The 18520-nt window shown below is 72.3% G+C and carries 16 protein-coding genes and 2 pseudogenes; 10 read left to right on the top strand and 8 right to left on the bottom strand.

Annotation, left to right across the window (positions count from 1 at the left end):
* On the top strand, window positions 1-442 hold a 442-nt coding region (locus L0P92_RS30105), incomplete at its 5' end, for a ricin-type beta-trefoil lectin domain protein (protein WP_234766201.1).
* Here the strand turns inward: L0P92_RS30105 and hutI are convergent.
* The 4 genes from hutI to hutU form a co-directional block, all read right to left on the bottom strand.
* Window positions 443-1762, bottom strand: a complete 1320-nt coding sequence (gene hutI / locus L0P92_RS30100) for an imidazolonepropionase (protein WP_234766200.1) — start codon at window positions 1760-1762, stop codon at window positions 443-445.
* A complete protein-coding gene (locus L0P92_RS30095) occupies window positions 1759-3108 on the bottom strand; it encodes a formimidoylglutamate deiminase (protein WP_234766199.1) in 1350 nt (449 codons plus the stop codon). The genes hutI and L0P92_RS30095 overlap by 4 nt, the downstream gene beginning before the upstream one ends.
* On the bottom strand, window positions 3105-4307 hold the full coding sequence (locus L0P92_RS30090; protein WP_234766202.1) for an allantoate amidohydrolase: 1203 nt from the start codon (window positions 4305-4307) through the stop codon (window positions 3105-3107). The genes L0P92_RS30095 and L0P92_RS30090 overlap by 4 nt, the downstream gene beginning before the upstream one ends.
* A gap of 140 nt (window positions 4308-4447) precedes the next feature.
* The gene (gene hutU, locus L0P92_RS30085; protein WP_234766198.1) at window positions 4448-6112 is read right to left on the bottom strand and encodes a urocanate hydratase; all 1665 of its coding nucleotides are present in this window, start codon (window positions 6110-6112) and stop codon (window positions 4448-4450) included.
* 125 nt (window positions 6113-6237) lie between these two features.
* Between hutU and L0P92_RS30080 the strand changes: the two genes are divergently transcribed.
* The 5 genes from L0P92_RS30080 (at window position 6238) to L0P92_RS30060 (ending at window position 10075) form a co-directional block, all read left to right on the top strand.
* Window positions 6238-7692 (top strand): type III PLP-dependent enzyme domain-containing protein, encoded by a 1455-nt coding sequence (locus L0P92_RS30080; protein WP_234766197.1) that lies wholly within the window; start codon window positions 6238-6240, stop codon window positions 7690-7692.
* 182 nt (window positions 7693-7874) lie between these two features.
* Entirely contained in the window at window positions 7875-8267 is a 393-nt protein-coding gene (locus tag L0P92_RS30075) for a hypothetical protein (RefSeq protein WP_234766196.1), read from the top strand.
* Window positions 8264-9058 (top strand): transcriptional regulator, encoded by a 795-nt coding sequence (locus L0P92_RS30070; RefSeq protein ID WP_234766195.1) that lies wholly within the window; start codon window positions 8264-8266, stop codon window positions 9056-9058. Before L0P92_RS30075 ends, L0P92_RS30070 begins: the two co-directional genes overlap by 4 nt.
* Before the next feature lie 115 nt (window positions 9059-9173).
* A complete protein-coding gene (locus tag L0P92_RS30065; protein ID WP_234766194.1) occupies window positions 9174-9686 on the top strand; it encodes a roadblock/LC7 domain-containing protein in 513 nt (170 codons plus the stop codon).
* A gap of 14 nt (window positions 9687-9700) precedes the next feature.
* Window positions 9701-10075, top strand: a complete 375-nt coding sequence (locus L0P92_RS30060; RefSeq protein ID WP_234766193.1) for a roadblock/LC7 domain-containing protein — start codon at window positions 9701-9703, stop codon at window positions 10073-10075.
* Between the two features lie 24 nt (window positions 10076-10099).
* Here L0P92_RS30060 and L0P92_RS30055 read toward each other — a convergent pair whose 3' ends face one another.
* The 3 genes from L0P92_RS30055 to L0P92_RS30045 all read right to left on the bottom strand — a co-directional run bounded on the left by L0P92_RS30055 (window position 10100) and on the right by L0P92_RS30045 (window position 13163).
* Complete coding sequence (locus tag L0P92_RS30055; protein ID WP_237696252.1) at window positions 10100-10702, bottom strand: hypothetical protein; 603 nt, start codon at window positions 10700-10702, stop codon at window positions 10100-10102.
* 83 nt (window positions 10703-10785) lie between these two features.
* Entirely contained in the window at window positions 10786-11658 is an 873-nt protein-coding gene (locus L0P92_RS30050) for a MurR/RpiR family transcriptional regulator (RefSeq protein WP_234766191.1), read from the bottom strand.
* On the bottom strand, window positions 11655-13163 hold the full coding sequence (locus L0P92_RS30045; RefSeq protein WP_234766190.1) for an aromatic amino acid ammonia-lyase: 1509 nt from the start codon (window positions 13161-13163) through the stop codon (window positions 11655-11657). The genes L0P92_RS30050 and L0P92_RS30045 overlap by 4 nt, the downstream gene beginning before the upstream one ends.
* 141 nt (window positions 13164-13304) lie before the next feature.
* Here L0P92_RS30045 and L0P92_RS30040 point away from each other — a divergent pair.
* From L0P92_RS30040 to L0P92_RS30030, 3 genes and pseudogenes are all read left to right on the top strand, one after another.
* Window positions 13305-14326, top strand: a pseudogene (locus tag L0P92_RS30040) (ABC transporter ATP-binding protein).
* A gap of 133 nt (window positions 14327-14459) precedes the next feature.
* Window positions 14460-14998 (top strand): annotated as a pseudogene (locus tag L0P92_RS30035) (glycine betaine ABC transporter substrate-binding protein); the annotation flags it as partial.
* Between the two features lie 86 nt (window positions 14999-15084).
* Entirely contained in the window at window positions 15085-15522 is a 438-nt protein-coding gene (locus L0P92_RS30030; RefSeq protein ID WP_234766189.1) for a hypothetical protein, read from the top strand.
* A 381-nt stretch (window positions 15523-15903) separates the two neighbouring features.
* Here the strand turns inward: L0P92_RS30030 and L0P92_RS30025 are convergent, their stop codons facing one another.
* A complete protein-coding gene (locus L0P92_RS30025) occupies window positions 15904-17292 on the bottom strand; it encodes a cystathionine beta-synthase (RefSeq protein ID WP_234766188.1) in 1389 nt (462 codons plus the stop codon).
* A gap of 169 nt (window positions 17293-17461) precedes the next feature.
* Between L0P92_RS30025 and L0P92_RS30020 the strand changes: the two genes are divergently transcribed.
* The coding region (locus tag L0P92_RS30020; RefSeq protein ID WP_234766187.1) for an SGNH/GDSL hydrolase family protein at window positions 17462-18520 on the top strand (1059 nt) is incomplete at its 3' end.

Raw genomic sequence — 18520 nt, 5'->3', positions numbered from 1 at the left:
GCCCAAGCCCACGCCCTCCCCCACACGCCCTCCGGGCGGCGCGTTCGCCCAGGTCGTGAACGTCTCCTCGGGCCTCTGCCTGGACGTGGACGGCGACGACTTCTACAACGGGACGGACGTCATCACGGTTCCCTGCGACTCGTCCCGTTCCCAACGCTGGCGGGTCGACTCCGACCGCGGCGTCCTCCAGTCCGCGGCCGACCCCGACTACTGCCTGGACAGCCGCGGTTCGACGGACCGGGGCGTCGGGATCTGGACCTGCGACTCGGTGGAGGGCAGCAACGGGCGGAACCTGATGTTCATGGTGGACGGGGACGGCCTGATCCGCCCGGTCATCGCCCCCTGGGCGGCGGTGACGCCGAACGGCGGGGCGGGCGACGAGCTTTCGCTCGAGCCGGTGAGTGGGGCTTCGGGGCAGCGGTGGCGCGCCGGGGCCTCCTGATCAGACCTCGCGTACGCCGCGCCGCCACACCTCACTGACCAGCGGCACGCCCGGCCGGTAGGCCAGGTGCACATGGCTCGGTGCGTCGAGCAGGAGCAGGTCGGCGCGGGCGCCCGGGGTGAGGCGGCCGATGTCGTCGCGGCGCAGGGCCGCCGCGCCGCCCGCCGTGGCCGACCAGAGCGCCTCGTCCGGGGTCATCCCCATGTCCCGTACCGCGAGCGCGACGCAGAAGGGCACGGAGGAGGTGAAGGACGAGCCCGGGTTGCAGTCGGTGGAGAGCGCGACGGTGACACCCGCGTCGAGCAGGCGGCGGGCGTTCGGCCACTCGGCGCGCGTGGAGAACTCGGCGCCGGGGAGCAGGGTGGCGACCGTGGCGCTGTTCGCGAGCGCGTCCACGTCGGCGTCCGTCAGGTGGGTGCAGTGGTCGGCGGAGGCGGCGTCGAGTTCGACGGCGAGCTGGACGCCGGGGCCGTAGGAGAGCTGGTTGGCGTGGATGCGGGGGTGCAGGCCCTTCGCCTTGCCCGCGGTGAGGATCGCGCGGGCCTGGTCGCCGTCGAAGGCGCCCTTCTCGCAGAAGACGTCGATCCAACGGGCGTACGGGGCGCAGGCGTCGAGCATCTCGCCGGTGACGAGGGCGACGTACGACGCCGGGTCGTCGGCGTGGTCCGGGGAGACGATGTGGGCGCCGAGGTAGGTGACCTCGTCGGTGTGGGCGGCGGCGATGCGCAGGGCGCGGGCCTCGTCCTGGACGGTGAGGCCGTAGCCGGACTTGGTCTCGAAGGTGGTGGTGCCCTGGCGGAGGGCCTCGTGGAGGTAACGGGTGAGGTTGGCCTCCAGTTCCCCGTCGCTCGCGGCGCGGGTGGCGGCGACGGTCGTGCGGATGCCGCCGGCGCTGTACTGGCGCCCCGACATCCGGGCGTTGAACTCCTGCGTCCGGTCGCCCGCGAAGACGAGGTGCGAGTGGGAGTCGACGAAGCCGGGGATCACCGCCCGGCCGCCGGCGTCGACCCGGTTGTCAGTGGCGGGTGCTTTGCTTTGATCACCGGTCCACACGACGCGGTCGCCCTCGATGGCGACGGCCGCGTCCTGGATCAGTCCGAGGGGGGATCCTCCCCCACTCTCGAATTTACTCGAGCGGGGGGACCCCCATCCGAGGGAGGGATCGTTGGTGACCAGGCTGGCGATGTTCGTGATGAGCGTGCTTGCGGTGCTCGCGGAGTGGGCGGGGCTGACGGTCGTCGCGTTGCTCATGGCGTCCTTGGTGGCCTGGTCGGCTGTGTCGGGTTCGGGGGCGGAGGTGGGCGGCCGGCCCGGGATCATCCGCGCAGGGCTTCGACGGCGTCCGCGAGCGCTCGGGGCACATCCGGTACGAGGGTGTGGGCCCCGTCCCGTACGACGTGCCGACCTCCCACGACCGTATGCGACACGTCTGCTGCCGACGCGGCGAATACGGCCGTCTCGGCCCCGAGCCGCGGAAGCGGCCCTGCCGTCCTGACCGAGTCGAGCGCGATCGTGGTGAAGTCGGCGAGCGCGCCGGCCTCCAGGGTGCCCGCCTCGTCCCAGCCGAGGGCGGCGTGGCCGTCGACGGTGGCGGCCCGCAGCAGGGCCGACGCCGTCCAGTGACCGCGGGTGCGGGTGCGCAGGCGTTCGTTGAGCTCCATCGCCCGCGCCTCCTCCAGCAGGTCGATGACGGCGTGGCTGTCGGAGCCGAGACAGAGCGGGGAGCCGGCCTTCTGGAGGACGACAGCGGGTCCGATGCCGTCCGCGAGGTCCCGTTCGGTGGTCGGGCACATGCAGGTGCCGGTGCCGCTGCCGCCGAGGAGGGCGATGTCCTCGTCGGTGAGGTGGGTGTTGTGGACGCCGGTGGTGCGCGGGCCGAGGACTCCGTGCTCGGCGAGCAGCCGGGTGGGTGTGCAGCCGTGGGCCTCGCGGCAGGCGTCGTTCTCGGCGGTCTGCTCGGACAGGTGCACATGGAGCGGGGCCCGCCGCTCCTCGGCCCACCGCGCCACGGTCGCCAACTGGTCGGCGGGCACGGCCCGTACGGAGTGGATCGCCGCCCCGATCCGTGCGTGATCCCGGTCCTTGAGAACTGAACAGCGTTCGGCCCAGGCCTCGGCCGTCCCGTCGGAGAAGCGGAGCTGGTGGTTGTCGGGGGCCCGCCCGAAGCCGGAGGAGAGGTAGGCGGTGTCGAGGAGGGTGATCCGGATGCCGGCCTCGGCGGCGGCCTCGACGAGGGCCTCACCCATGGCGTTGGGGTCGGCGTACGGGGTGCCGCCGGGGGCGTGGTGCACATAGTGGAACTCGCCGACGCTCGTGATGCCGGCCAGCGCCATCTCCGCGTACACCGCGCGGGCGAGATCGCGGTAGGTCTCCGGGGTCAGCCGGTCGGCGGTGGCGTACATGACCTCCCGCCAGGTCCAGAAGGTGCCGGAACCGACCTGGACGGTGGAGCGCAGGGCGCGGTGGAAGGCGTGGCTGTGCGCGTTCGCCAGGCCCGGGAGGGTCAGGCCGCGCAGGACATCGGCGCCGGGCGGCGGGGTCGGGACGTCGGTGCGGACGGCGGTGATGCGGCCGTCCTGCACGTCCAGGGCGACGCCCGGCTCGACGTGGGTGTCGAGCCAGGCGTGCTCCAGCCAGTACGTACGGGTCCGCTGGGTGGGCGTCACGTGCAGGCCAGTCCTTCCAGTACGTCGGCGAGGGCGGTCACTCCGGCCACGCAGTCGTCCTCGGCGGCGAACTCGGCCGGGGAGTGCGAGATGCCCGTCGGGTTGCGTACGAACAGCATGGCGGTCGGGATGGTCCCGGACAGGATTCCGGCGTCGTGTCCGGCTCCCGTACCCAGGACGGGCACCGTGATGTCGGTGTGCTTGCCGAGGATGCGGGCCAGTTCGTCGCGCAGGGCGTGGTCGAACTCGACGACGGGTGTGAAGGACTCGCGGACGATGTCGAGGTCGATGCCGTGGGCCGCCGCGTACTCCCGGGCCGCCGTCTCGATGCCGCCGACGACGCGGTCGAGGCTCGCCTGGTCCTCGGCACGGGAGTCGAGCCAGCCGCGCACCAGGGAGGGGATGGCGTTGACGCCGTTGGGTTCGACGGAGATCTTGCCGAAGGTGGCGACGGCGCCGGCGAGTTCGGCCTCGCGGCGGGCGGCGAGCACGGTCTCGGCGTACGACAGCATGGGGTCGCGCCGGTCCACCAGCCTTGTGGTCCCCGCGTGGTTGGCCTCGCCCCGGAAGTCGAACCGCCACCGGCCGTGCGGCCAGATGGCGCTGGCGATCCCGACCCGGTCCCCGGACAGGTCCAGCGCCCGGCCCTGCTCGACATGCAGCTCGACGAACGCACCGATCCGGCCGAGCCGCTCGTGGTCGGCGCCGATGCCCTCGGGGTCGTACCCGGCCGCCTCCATGGCCCGGGGCAGACTGACCCCGTCCCCGTCGGTCAGCTTGTGCGCACCCTCGACGGTGAGCTGCCCCGAGGTGAGCCGGGACCCGACACAGGCGAGCCCGAACCGTGCTCCCTCCTCGTCACCGAAGTTGACGATGGCGAGCGGCTTGGTGAAGTCGACGCCCCTGTCGAGCAGTTCATCGAGCGCGGCGAAGGACGACACGACGCCGAGGGGCCCGTCGAAGGCGCCCCCGTCCGGCACGGAGTCCAGATGCGACCCGGTGACGACGGCGTCCCCGGCATCCGGATCCCCGAGCCAGGCCCACTGATTCCCGTTCCGATCCACCTCATAGGCAAGCCCACGCCCCTCCGCCTGCTCCTTGAACCAGGCCCGGCATTCGAGATCGACCCCGGTCCAGGCGAAGCGCCGGTAGCCGTGGGAGTCGGGGTGCCGGCCGATGGGGAGCAGCTCGCGCCACATCTCCTGGAAGGAGGTGCCGCCACCAGGCTGTGGGCAGTCGTTCCGCAGGGCGGAACGGGTGGGCACAGCCGGGCCCGCGGTCGGCGACGAGACCTCAGCCCTCACCGGAGAGTTGCCGCTACGCCCGCTGTCGTTCTGGGTCACGCGTCGTCACCCTCGCGCATGGGAACCCGCACGCCCCGCTCGTCGGCGACGGACTCGGCGATGTCGTATCCCGCGTCCACGTGCCGGATGACGCCCATCCCGGGGTCGTTCGTCAGCACTCGGCGGATCTTCTCGCCGCCCAGCTTCGTGCCGTCGGCCACCGTCACCTGTCCGGCGTGGATGGACCGCCCCATGCCGACGCCGCCACCGTGGTGGAGGGAGACCCAGGAGGCACCGGAGGCCACGTTCACCATGGCGTTCAGCAGCGGCCAGTCGGCAATCGCGTCGGAGCCGTCGAGCATGGCCTCGGTCTCGCGGTAGGGCGAGGCGACGGAACCGCAGTCGAGGTGGTCGCGGCCGATGGCCAGAGGGGCCGCCAGCTCGCCGCTCGCCACCATGTCGTTGAAGCGCTCGCCGGCCTTGTCCCGCTCGCCGTAGCCGAGCCAGCAGATGCGCGCGGGCAGGCCCTGGAAGTGGACCCGCTCGCCGGCCATCTTGATCCAGCGGGCGAGGGACTCGTTCTCCGGGAAGAGGTCGAGGATCGCCTTGTCGGTCCTGGCGATGTCGGCGGGGTCGCCGGACAGGGCGGCCCAGCGGAAGGGGCCCTTGCCCTCGCAGAACAGGGGGCGGATGTAGGCCGGCACGAAGCCGGGGAAGGCGAACGCCCGCTCGTACCCGGCGAGTTGGGCCTCGCCGCGGATCGAGTTGCCGTAGTCGAAGACCTCGGCGCCGGCGTCCATGAAGCCGACCATGGCCTCGACGTGCCTGGCCATCGCCTCGCGCGCCCTGGTGGTGAAGCCCGCCGGGTCCTTGGCGGCGGCGTCGGCCATGTCCTCGAAGGCGATGCCCAGCGGCAGGTAGGCCAGCGGGTCGTGGGCCGAGGTCTGGTCGGTGACGATGTCGATGGGGGCGCCCATGGCGAGGAGCTGCGGGACCAGCTCGGCGGCGTTGCCGAGGACGCCGATGGAGAGGGGGCGGCGGGCGTCGCGGGCCTCCACGGCCAGCCGCAGCGCGTGGTCGAGCGAGTCGGCCTTCACGTCGAGGTAGCGGTGCTCGATGCGGCGCTCGATCGCGCGCGGGTCGCAGTCGATGCAGATCGCGACGCCGTCGTTCATGGTGACGGCGAGCGGCTGGGCGCCGCCCATGCCGCCGAGCCCGGCGGTCAGCGTGATCGTCCCGGCGAGGGTGCCGTCGAACTTCTTCGCGGCGACGGCGGCGAAGGTCTCGTAGGTGCCCTGGAGGATGCCCTGGGTGCCGATGTAGATCCAGGAGCCGGCGGTCATCTGGCCGTACATGGTCAGGCCGAGGGCCTCAAGGCGGCGGAACTCCTCCCAGTTGGCCCAGTCGCCGACGAGGTTGGAGTTGGCGATGAGGACGCGCGGGGCCCACTCGTGGGTCTGCATGACGCCGACGGGGCGGCCGGACTGGACGAGCATGGTCTCGTCCTGCTTGAGGGTCCTCAGCGTGCGCACCATCGCGTCGAAGGAGCGCCAGTCGCGGGCCGCCTTCCCGGTGCCGCCGTAGACGACGAGCTTGTCGGGGTGCTCGGCGACCTCGGGGTCGAGGTTGTTCTGCAGCATCCGCAGGGCGGCTTCCTGCTGCCATCCCAGGGCACTCAGTTCCGTACCGCGCGGGGCTCGTACGGGGCGGGGTCCTGACATGGTCTGCCTCCCAGCGGACTGTGGCGAACTGTTGAGGTGGATATTCACATCCTGAACCGCTGAATAGAACTAGTCAATACATGCGCGGGCCAGCGCTCGCGCGTCACGGATGTTTGGCTGGATACATGGGCTCGTACGACGACACGACGGGGGATGACGTGGACAGCGGACTGGGCGACTACGACTCGGCGGGCGGGGCGGCGGGCAACGGTCCCGGGACACCGGCATGGGACGCGGACCGGGTGGCCCGGCGGGACGACGCCGTGCGGGCGGCGGTGGAGCAGGGGCTGCTGGCCCCCGGCTCCCCCATCGTCGGACTGCTCGACGTCACCGGCATCCGGGAGTCGGCAACGGCGCTGCGGGCGGCCTTCGACGCGGTGGTGGCGCCGGGCACGCCCGTGCTGCACGCCTTCGCGGTGAAGGCGACCCCGCTGGTGCCGGTGCTGCGGCTGCTGCGCGAGGAGGGCATCGGCGCGGAGGTGGCGAGCCCGGGTGAGCTGGCGCTCGCGCGGGCGGCGGGGCTGCGCCCGGAGATGACGGTGCTGGACTCGCCCGCCAAGACGCCGGCCGAGCTGCGCGAGGCGCTGGCGCTGGGGATCGCCGTCAACGCGGACAACCCGCAGGAGCTGGACCGCATCGACGCTCTGATGCGGTCCGCCGCGAGCCGATCGCCGCTCGGGATCCGGGTGAATCCGCAGGTCGGAGGGGGTTCCATCGAGGCGACGTCGACGGCCACGGCGACATCGAAGTTCGGGGTGGCGCTGCTCGACGAGGGGGCGCGGGAGTGGGTCGTACGGGCGTACCAGGACCGCCCGTGGCTGACCCGGCTGCACGCGCACACCGGCTCGCAGGGCATCCCGCTGTCCCTGATGGCGCAGGGGGTCGCGGCGGCGTACACGCTCGCCGAGGAGATCAACCGGCGGATCGGGCGGCGGCAGATCGACACGCTCGACATCGGCGGCGGGCTCCCGGTGAACTTCGCGTCGGACGCCACCAGCCCCACGTACGCGCAGTACGCGCGGCTGCTGGGCGAGGCGGTGCCCGGTCTTTTCGACGGGCGTTACGGGCTGGTCACCGAGTTCGGGCGCTCGCTGCTGGCCAAGCACGGGACGGTCGTGGCGCGGGTGGAGTACGCCAAGAGCGCGGGCGGGCGTCCGGTGGCGGTGACGCACGCGGGTGTGCAGGTCGCCACGCGGACGGTGTACGCGCCGGGGAGCTGGCCGCTGCGGATCGGCGCGTACGACGGCAAGGGGCGACCGAAGGAGGGTCCCGCCGTGCTGCAGGACGTGGCCGGGCCGGCCTGCTTCTCGGGCGATCTGCTGGCCGAGGGGGCGACGCTGCCGTTGCTGGAGCAGGGTGACTACGCGGCGGCGCTGGACACGGGGGCGTACTACTTCGCGCACCACTACGCCTACAACTCCCTGGCCCGGCCCGGCATCTACGGCTTCGCGCCGGACGGGGCCGGGGGCATCGCCTTCGCGACGGTCCGCGAGGCGCAGTCGCTGGACGAGATCGTGGCCGAATCCGGAGGGGCGCACGCCTCCTCGCTCACCACCCTGGCCACGCCGCCGCGCCGTTGACGCGGGCCGATCCGGAGTCGTAGGTCATACGCGATCAAGTCACGTGAAAACAGGGTCAGTTGACCCACCCTAGTCACTCGGCGCATGTTCCACTGGAAAATGCCCGAACGCTCACTCGCCGCACACACGTTGCGTAGTTTGGCCGTCACTCAGCCGGACCCCGAGGCGGGAGGGGAGCGACGGTGCCCGGAATCGACGAGTGCTTGCTGGAGACGATGCGGTTGCCCGGTGCGCGGGGCGCCGCGCTGGTCGACTGGACGAGCGGACTGGCCCTGGGCACGGTGGGCGACCCTCCGGGCGGCGACCACGAGACGGCGGCGGCCGAGGCGGCCGAGCTGGCGCGGCTGGCCGCCGAGCAGCAGGCGTTCGGCCCGGGGGACGGCAAGGACGCCCCGGATCCGCCCGTCGAGGACCTGATCCTCAGCAACCGGGACAGCTACCACGTGCTGCGGTTCGTGCCGACGTCCTTCGACAGCAGCGTGTTCCTGTACCTGTGGCTGGCCCGCGCGGACGGCAATCTCGCGCTGGCCCGCATCCGGCTCGGCGAGATGGCCGAACGGCTGGTGCTGGGATGACCGTGGTCGACAGCCCTCCGCCGCCCCGGCTGCCGGTCCGGGACCGGGCGACGGCGCACCAGCGGGTCGGCGGCGGTGTCTCGCCGATGCTGACCCGGCTCGCCGAGGAGCGGGCCACCGGTGTCCTGGACCGCGAGCACGGCACGCTCCATCTCGCCGAGGGCCGCGTGGTGCACGCCGAGAGCCCGCTCGCCCCCGGCCTCGCCGAGCTGCTCACCGCCCACGGCACCCTCGCCGCCGAGGCCTGGCTTGAGGCCGAGGACAGCGCCGACGAGGGGCGGCTGCTGCGGTACGGGATCACGCCGGGCGCACTGGAGCTGGCGCAGGTCGGCGCGCTGCACGATGCCGCGTACTTCGCTCTGGCCCCCAGCAGCACGCCGGGCCGTTTCCGCTACGGCAGCGCGCACTGGCTCGCCTCGGTGCATCCCGTGCCGGTCGCCGTGCTGGAGCGCGAGATGCTGCGCCGCCGCGCCCTGCTGCGCCGCATCTGGCCCGACCCGGCGACGGACCGCGCGCCCCTGATCCGCGCCGACCCGGTCGCGGCCCCGACGGTGCCGACCCGGCAGGCCGCCGTACTGGAACAGGTGGACGGCGTGCGCAGGGCCGTGGACATCGCGCGGGAGCTGGGCAGACCGGCGTTCCACACGCTGGTGCACCTCAGACGGCTGGCCTCGGCGGGGCTGGTCGCCCCGCAGCCGCCGCCCGCCCCGGACGCTCCGCCCGACGACGCCGCCGCCGACCCCTATGTCGCGCTGCTGAAGAGGGTCAGGGATGCGCTGGAGGCCCTTTGACCGCAAACCGTTCGAGGACCGCAGGCCCTTCGAGGAGCGCGGGCCCGTCAAGGACCGCGAGCCGGCCGGGGTGCCTCGCCCGCCGCAGCGGTCCCGTGCCGAGAGGAGAAACCTGATGGCGGCCGAGGCCCCGATACTCGACGAGTTCCGTCGGCTCAGAGCCCGCGTGCCCCAGCTGACCGGAGCGCTCGCGGCCGGCGTGGACGGCCTCGTCCTCGCCCACGACACCCCCGGTGTCGAACCGGACGGCCTCGCCGCCCTGACCGCCGCCGCGCTCGGCGTCGCGGTGCGGGTGGCCGACGCGACCGGTCGGGGCGACTTCCGCGAACTGCTGCTGCGCGGGGCGGACGGCTATGTGGCGACGTACGCGGCGGGCCGTACCGCCGTGCTGACGCTGCTGGCCACGGACGGCGTCAACGTCGGCCGGCTGCATCTGGAGGGCCGCCGCGCCGGTGCCCGCATCGGCGAACTCGTCGACGCGAAGGCGCCCCCCGTGCGCCGCAGCCCTGCCAAGAGCCAGACGAAGGAGCCCGCCAAGGAGCCCCCCAAAGCCATGCCCACCCGCACCAAGACCGCGCGTCCCGCACGCACCACCACCGCCGACGCGCGCACCACCACCGACAGTTGAGAGGAACACACGTCATGGCCAACACCGAGACCACCCTGAAGGAATGCCTCGCCTCGATCGAAGGCGCGACCGGAGCCGCGCTCGTCGACTACACCAGCGGGATGGCCCTGGGCACGCTGGGCGGCAGCAAGACCTTCGACCTCAACGTCGCCGCCGCCGGCAACACCGACGTCGTCCGCGCCAAGATGCGCACGATGGAGCACCTCGGCCTCAAGGGCGGCATCGAGGACATCCTGATCACGCTGACCGACCAGTACCACCTGATCCGGCTGATCACCGGGCGCGGCGGCAACGGCCTCTTCCTGTACCTGGTCCTCGACTCCAAGCGGGCCAACCTGGCGATGGCCAGGCACCAGTTGAAGAAGATCGAGGAGGAGCTGGAGGTCTGACCCGCTCCGGCCGGCAGGGTCGGGTCACACCAGCGCCGCGGTGCGGCGGCGGCTCCCGCCCGGGGCCGCGTCGCCCGCGGCGATGCCCGTACTGCGACAGGCCCTGACCGCCTTGCCCGTGGGCCTGCCACCCCATCGGTCGAGCCAGTCGACCCGCACCCACAGCAGGGCGTTCCCGTCCCGCTCCCGCCGGCCGAGCCACGCCGCCTTGAGCCGCAGCCCCGTTCCGCACCCCGCCAGCAGCATGCCGCCCGCGGCGGGCACGGCGAACGCGCCGCCCAGCGCGGCGAGGAAGGCGAGCAGCAGCCACCAGCGGTGCCCGCGACGCCAGTTGCGGACGGTCACCGCGCGGTCCTGGAGCACGTCGTGCTTGCCGGCGCGGACGGCCGAGCCAATCAGGGCGGTGTAGCGCTTGCGGCGGGCGTAGGCGACGACGGCCGCCGCGACGATGAAGAGCACGGCGCCGACCATGACGCCGATCCGGCGGCCCGTGATCCCCGGCGCCAGTACGCCGATTCCCGCCGCGAGAACCCCGAGCCACCAAAGCGGCGCCGACCCGGCCCGTACGACGACGGCCACCCGAGCCAGGCCATGCCCTCCTGCGCGTGCCACGTTCCGCCTCCTCATCGCCACGGCACAGTGCTGTCGGGCGGGCAGGTTAGTGAAGCAACGTGAGACGAGTCTTAAGGACCTGTCCGGCGCTCAAGGAATCACTCGACGAACAGCCCCCGCGCCACCGCCCGGGCGTCGAACTCCTCAAGGCGCGCCTGCGCGTCCGGCAGGTCGTCGCACATCGCCTCCAGCAGGACCCGGCCCAGCAGCATCGGCGCGCAGGCCGTGTCGAAGGCGAGGCCGGTGCCGACGGCGGCGGGCAGCAGCAGGTCGGAGACCTTGGCGACCGGCGCGAAGGCGGAGTCGGCCACGGTCACCACCGTCAGCCCGGCCTCCTTGGCGTAGGCGAGGGTGTCCACGACCTCGCGCGGATGCCGGGGCAGCGCGAAGCAGAGCAGGGCCGTGGCGCCCGCCCGTACGGCGGCGTCGATACGGTCGTGGATCATCGTGCCGCCCTCGTGCAGCAGCCGTACGTCCGGGTGGACCTTGGCGGCGAAGTACGAGAAGCCGTACGCCTGGGAGGCGGCCGCGCGCAGGCCGAGCACGGGCAGCGGGCGCGAGGCCGAGAGCACGCGCCCGGCCCGCTGCACCGGGCGCGGATCGGCCAGCACCTCGGCCAGGTGCCGCAGGTTCTCGATCTCGGCCTCGACGGCCTGCTGGTACTCGTTGTACGAGCCGGTGTCCGCCGCCTGCTCGACGGGCGCGACCTCGCGCAGGTGCCGGCGCAGCGCCGGGTAGCCGTCGAAGCCGAGGGCGACGGCGAAGCGGGTCACGGACGGCTGGCTGACCCCGGCGAGTTCGGCGAGTTCCACGCTGGACAGGAACGGCACGTCGGCGGCCCGGCGCACCATGCTGTGCGCGATGCGCCGCTGGGTCGGGGTGAGCCGGTGCCCCTCGAAGAGCGCCTGGAGCCGCGCGGCGGGGCTGTCCGTCCCGTGTGCCGCCCCGCCCGTGTTCCTGTCCGCGCTCATCCCGCGCTCCCCCTCCAGATCTCCGTGAACCGGTCCAGCAGTGCCGCGGCCGCCGTCACATCATCGGTGAGCGGCCGGTCGGCCAGGTCGTCGTCGAGCACCGACTCGGCCAGCGCCAGCGCCCGGCCGACCGGAAGCCCCGGGTCGGGCCTGAGGTCGCGCAGCCGCAACGCCCGTACGGCGGCGACGAGTTCACAGCCGACGACCAGACGGTACGCGCCGCACGCGCGCAGTGTCTGCCGCGCGGCGAGCGAGGCGAAGCTGGCCTGCTCCTCCACGCCCCGGGAGAGTACAGCGTGCCCGAGCGAGGCGGGGGCGGAGAAGGCGCGCAGGTCGCCGAGGGCGGCAGCGGCGGCGTACTCCAGGATCATCACGCCGGACGAAGCGGGTTCCTGGTCGGCGAGGAAGGGCTTGAGGCGGGTGTACGCCGGCTCGTTGAGGGTCGACAGGCGGGATGTGGAGAGGCGGGCCACCTGGGTCAGGGCCAGCCTGAAGTGGTCCAGGGCGAGGGCGAGTTGGGCCTGGTAGAAGCCGCCGTGGTGGTAGGCGGCCATGTCCTCGGGGGAGATGAGGGGGTTCTCGGCGGCGGCGTTGATCTCGACCGCGAGCACCTGCTCCAGGGCGTCGGCGGCGTCGTGCGCGGGGCCGTGGATCTGGGGGAGGCAGCGGAAGCCGTACGGGTCCTGGATCCGGCCGAGCGGCGGCGTCGGCCGGTCCTCGGCACCGATCAGCTCCCGCATCCGGCGGGCGACCTCGGTGCTGCCCCGGTGCGGCCGGGCGGTGTGCACGGGGGCGGCGTACGCCTCATGCGAACCGTCGACCGCGAGCAGCGACAGCGCGGCGACGACCTGGGTGGCGGCGACGAGGCCGCGCAGTTCGTGCAGGGCGAGGGCGGCCTGGCCGAGGGTGAGGGCGTTGCTGCTGATGAACGCGAGGGCGTCGTTGTTGTCGAGCGGCTGCGGCTCGGGCGCCCCGGAACCACGCCAGGGATGCTCGCCGGCCAGGGCGAGGCCGGTCTGGGCGAGCGCCGCGAGGTCTCCGGTGCCGACCGAGCCGAACTCGTTCACGACCGGGTGTGCGCCGCTCTCCAACGCCTCGCACAGGGCCGTGATGACGGTGGGCCGCAGCCCGGCACCTCCGGCCAGCAACTGATTCGCGCGTACGGCGAGCATGGCCCGCACCTGCCGGGCGGGCAGCTCCTCGCCGATGGCACCGGCGTGGCTGCGCAGCAGGCGCAGGCCGTGTTCGGCGGCGGCGTCGGTGGGCACGTCCTCGTTCCGGTTGGCGCCGACGCCGGTGGACCGGCCGTAGACGCGGCCGGTCGCGGCAATGAGACGGGCGGCGTCCCAGGACTCCTCGGCCCGCTTCATCGCCTCGCTCGCGGGGACCGGCCGGGCGCTGCCGTCGGCGAGGCGTGCGACGTCCTCGACGCCGAGCCCGATCCCGTCGAGGACGACCAGGCCGGTGTGGACAGATCCCGCTGCGTCCACGATCCGAGACGACATCAAGCCCAAACTCCCCTCAACTCGGACATTCGATCTTGCCCTTCGGTCATCCGTTACTTCGGATTTACACCAACCCGTTGACAACCTATTCAGCTACCAAGAACTCTGCATGACGCTATACAGCCGGGCAAGGGACATCTCATGATCCAGTTCGACGCGGTCCACAAGCGCTTCCCCAACGGCACGACAGCAGTCCACGACCTCTCCCTGGACATGCCGGAGGGCGGCGTGACCGTCCTGGTCGGATCCTCCGGTTGCGGCAAGACGACCACCCTGCGGATGATCAACCGGATGGTCGAGCCGACCTCCGGCACCATCCGGGTCGGCGGCAAGGACGTCACCCGCCAGGACGCCGCCGAGCTGCGCCGCTCCATCGGGTACGTCATCCAGCAGGCGGGCCTGTTCCCGCACCGCACGGTGCTCGACAACATCGCCACCGTGCCGCTGCTGCTCGGCTGGAGCCGCCGCAGGGCCCGCACCCGGGCGGCCGAGCTCCTGGAGACCGTCGGTCTCACGGCCGACGCCGGCAAGCGCTACCCGCACCAGCTCTCCGGCGGCCAGCAGCAGCGTGTAGGCGTGGCCCGCGCGCTCGCCGCCGACCCGCCCGTGCTGCTGATGGACGAGCCGTTCGGCGCGGTCGACCCCGTGGTGCGCACCCAGCTCCAGGACGAACTGCTCAGACTCCAGAAGGAGTTGAGCAAGACCATCGTCTTCGTCACCCACGACGTGGACGAGGCCGTACGGCTCGGCGACCAGATCGCGATCTTCCGCACCGGCGGCCACCTCCCGCCCGCCGAACTGCTCGCCCGCCCCGCCGACGACTTCGTGGCCGACTTCCTCGGCGCCGAGCGCGGCCTGAAGCTGCTGAGCCTGCGCACCCTCGCGGACGTGCCGCAGGCCCCGGCGCCGGAGGGCGGCACCTGGAGCCTGGTGCTGGACGCCGCGAACAAGCCCCTGCACTGGGCGTCGAAGGACACCGAGATCCCCGTACGCCCGCTGGAGGACGGCGACTCGCTCCTGGCGGCACTCGACGAGTCCATCGCCTCCCCCACCGGCCTGATAGCCCGAGTGAACGCGGCGGGGTGCTGACCGGCGTCACGTCCCGCGCCGACATCCACCGGCACGCGGGCCGGGCGCACACGAAAGCGCGAGCGACGGCGTGACCGGCGATCGGAACAACCGTCCTATAGATCACCCGTTCCAGTGATCGCCAGGCAAGCAACGGCCATGGGTACGACAGTCGCACTACGGTCCGTTTCATGAAACTGGTCGTGCAGGTGAAGCTACTGCCGACGCGACCTGCTCCCCGAGTACCAGGGCGCCCTGCTGCACTACGTCGACCCCAAGGCGAAGGCCACGGAGGAGGGCGAGATGCAGAACGCCCTCACCGTCGCCCTCCCGGCCGACCTCCAGGTGCTGCCGTACGGCATGGCCGAGGATTCGGACGCCTTCGTCGTCACCCGCGAGACGGCCCAGAAGTACGGTCTGACCTCGCTGGCCGACCTGAAGAAGCAGAACGGCAAGCTGGTGATCGGGGCGGCGCCCGAGGTGAAGAAGCGCGAGGTCGGCGCCGTGGGCCTCAAGGACGTCTACGGGGTCGAGTTCAAGGAGTTCAAGTCGCTGGACTCCTCCGGGCCGCTGGTCAAGGGCGCCCTGAAGAAGGGCGACGTGGACGTGGCGAACCTCTTCACCACCGACTCGCCCGCCTCGGCAACACCCTGACCACCGCCCAGCTGACCGAGCTGAACCGGCAGGTCGACAAGGACAAGAAGGACCCCGAGGACGTGGCGAACGCGTACGCCGAGGAGCAGGGTCTTGTGAAGCGGGCCCGGTGACGCGGCGGCACCCTGCCGCCTACCCCCGCCGAACAGGGGGGCTAACCCCAGTGCGGCGGCCGCCCCGGCTCCCTACCGTGGACCGCATGACCGGAATGGACGCGCGGGACACCGAGCTCAAGAAGGAACTCAACGCCACCTTGCAGGCCCGCAGGGAACTGGGCGAGGAGTACGAGTCCGCGCTGGTCGACTCGTTCATGGAGAAGGTCGACCAGCGCATCGACGGGGCGGTCGAGCGCCGGCTGCGGCGGCAGTTGGCCGAGCAGCAGATGGCGGCGGCCCGCGGCGCGCGGTCTCCGAAGCCGACGGACTCCTTCGGCGAGCGCTTCGGCTTCGGCATCGTCTCGCTGGTCGCGGCGGTCCCGCTGTCCGGCATCGGCGGCGGAGTCGCCGGCCTGGAGGGGCTGCTCGTCGCCTGGGCCGGCATCGTCGGCGTCAACGTGGTGCAGGCGGTACGCAACAACCCCGGCCTCTTCCGGGGCCGCGGCAAGCCGTCCAAGGACGAGGACCGCTGGGAGGACTGAGCCTCCGGCGTTCGTGTCGCCGGGGAAAGCGCGTGGCGGGAAGGGATGTGGCGGGGAAAGAGTGTGGCGGGGACCGCCGCACCCCCGTTACCGGGGGGCGGGACGACGGCGGTCCCCGCGAAGGACGTTGACCGGGTCAGGGCCGGGTCTCACGTCCGGCGTCCATGGAGGTCCGGGAGCCGCTCCGGAGGTCCTTGGACGTTCGGCGCCGGCTCGGGCGGGGAGCCGCTCCCGCCCTGCCGACATCCCCTAATGTGCCGGACCCGTGTTAAGCGGGTGCTGCGTGAACGTGACGCGCTCGTACCAGTTCCGCGACGCACCGAGCAGCCCCGGTCATCCCAAGTTCGCCCCGGACACGCCCCGTTCACCGAGGGTTCGCCGCTACTTCCCGCCCTTGGCGAGGAAGGCCAGCAGGTCCTGCCGGCTGACCACGCCGGTCGGCTTGCCCTCGACGAGGACGATCGCCGCGTCCGCCGTGCCCAGCACGGACATCAGGTCGCCGACCGGCTCACCGGAGCCGACCTGCGGCAGCGGGGCCGACATGTGCTTCTCCAGCGGGTCGTCGAGGGAGGCCCGCTTGGTGAACAGGGCGTCCAGCAGCTCGCGTTCGACGACCGATCCCACGACCTCGGCCGCCATGACGTCCGGGTGACCGGCGCCCGGCTTCACGATCGGCATCTGCGAAACGCCGTACTCGCGCAGCACCTCGATGGCCTGACCGACCGTCTCGTCCGGGTGCATGTGGACGAGGGACGGGATGGCGCCGTGCTCCTTGTCGTTGAGGACGTCACCGACGCGCGCGTTCGGGCCCTCGTCCTCCAGGAAGCCGTAGTCGGCCATCCACTCGTCGTTGAAGATCTTGCTGAGGTAGCCGCGTCCGCTGTCGGGGAGCAGTACGACGACGACGTCGTCCTGCCCGAGCCGCTCGGCGACCTCCAGGGCGGCCACCACGGCCATGCCGCACGAACCGCCCACCAGCAGGCCCTCCTCCTTGGCCAGCCGCCGGGTCATCTGGAAGGAGTCCTTGTCGGACACGGCGACGATCTCGTCGGCGACGGTCCGGTCGTAGGCGGTCGGCCAGAAGTCCTCACCGACGCCCTCGACGAGATACGGCCGCCCGGAGCCGCCGGAGTACACGGAGCCCTCGGGGTCGGCGCCGACGACCTGCACCTTGCCGTCGCTGACGTCCTTCAGATAACGGCCGGTACCGGAGATGGTCCCGCCGGTCCCCACGCCCGCGACGAAGTGGGTGATCTTCCCCTCCGTCTGCTCCCACAGCTCGGGACCCGTGGAGTGGTAGTGGGAGAGCGGGTTGTTGGGGTTGGAGTACTGGTCCGGCTTCCACGCGCCGGGCGTCTCACGCACCAGCCGGTCGGAGACGTTGTAGTAGGAGTCCGGGTGCTCGGGGTCGACGGCGGTAGGACATACGACCACCTCAGCCCCGTACGCCCGCAGCACATTGATCTTGTCCGTGCTCACCTTGTCGGGGCACACGAAGATGCACTTGTACCCCTTCTGCTGCGCCACGATGGCGAGCCCGACACCGGTGTTGCCGCTGGTCGGCTCGACGATGGTCCCGCCGGGCTTGAGCGCTCCGCTCTCCTCGGCGGCCTCGATCATGCGCAGGGCGATGCGGTCCTTCACGGAGCCGCCCGGGTTGAAGTACTCCACCTTGGCCAGGACGGTCGCCCGGATGCCCTTGGTCACGTTGTTGAGCCTCACCAGCGGGGTGTTGCCGACGAGGCTGATCATCGAGTCGTGGAATTGCACCGTTGTCTCCGGATGCTGCAAAAGAAGTGGTCTGAAGTGGTCTTACTGGTTCCGCCAGCCTATGGCCTGCACGGAGCCCATGACGGTCGTTCACTCCTCGTTGGGATTGGGCCACGGTCCGTGCGGGGCAAGCAGTGGATGTACGGCTATGAGGAGGTGGCGGCGACGCATGACGAGCATGTCGAGGGCGAGGGTGGCACGACGGATCGCGGCGGGCGCCGCGTACGGCGGCGGTGGCATCGGCCTGGCCGGGGCGGCGGCCGTCGGACTGCTCCTCGCCGAGGTGCGGCTCGCCCGGCGCCATGTGGGCAACGGCACCAGCAACCACGTACCGAACGCCGACGGCCGCTACGGCCGCCTGTACGCGACCCCCGGCGAGGCGCCGCTGCGGCTGACGCTGCTGGGTGACTCGACGGCCGCTGGGCAGGGCGTGCACCGGGCGGGGCAGACGCCGGGGGCGCTGCTCGCCTCGGGGCTCGCGGCGGTGGCGGAGCGTCAGGTGGAGTTCCGCAACGTGGCCCTGCCGGGGGCCCGCTCGGACGACCTGGACCGCCAGGTGGCGCTGGTCCTCGCGGATCCCGCGCTGGCGCCCGACGTCTGCGTGATCATGATCGGCGCGAACGACGTCACGAATCGGATGCCGCCCACGCGCTCGGTGCGTCACCTGTCCTCGGCGGTACGGCGTCTGCGCACGGCGGGTGCGGAGGTGGTGGTCGGCACCTGCCCGGACCTCGGCACGATCGAACCGGTGCAGCAGCCGTTGCGCTGGCTCGCCCGGCGCGCCTCCCGTCAGCTGGCGGCCGCCCAGACGATCGGGGTCGTCGAGCAGGGCGGCCGGACGGTGTCGCTGGGGGATCTGCTCGGACCCGAGTTCGCGGCGAACCCGCGCGAGCTCTTCGGCCCCGACAACTACCACCCCTCTGCGGAGGGCTACGCCACGGCCGCCATGGCCGTCCTCCCGACGGTCTGCGCCGCCCTCGGCCTCTGGCCGGCCGAGGAGGAGCGGCCCGACGTCACTCGCCGCGAAGGCTTCCTCCCCGTCGCCCGTGCCGCGGCCGAGGCCGCGTCCGAGGCCGGCACCGAGGTCACGGCCGCCATGCCGACCGGCCCGAAGGGCCCCTGGGCCCTCCTGAAACGCCGACGCCGCCGCCGCGTCCCCGAACCGGACCGCACCCCGGTGACCCCATCCACCCCCCGGTCTCGTATACACATAAACGAGCCCCCGGGA

The sequence above is a fragment of the Streptomyces muensis genome (genome assembly GCF_021474425.1).
In the GTDB taxonomy this organism is placed as follows: Bacteria; Actinomycetota; Actinomycetes; order Streptomycetales; family Streptomycetaceae; genus Streptomyces; species Streptomyces muensis.
Note: the sequence above shows the minus strand (reverse complement) of the source record. Positions and strands in the feature narration are given on the sequence as shown.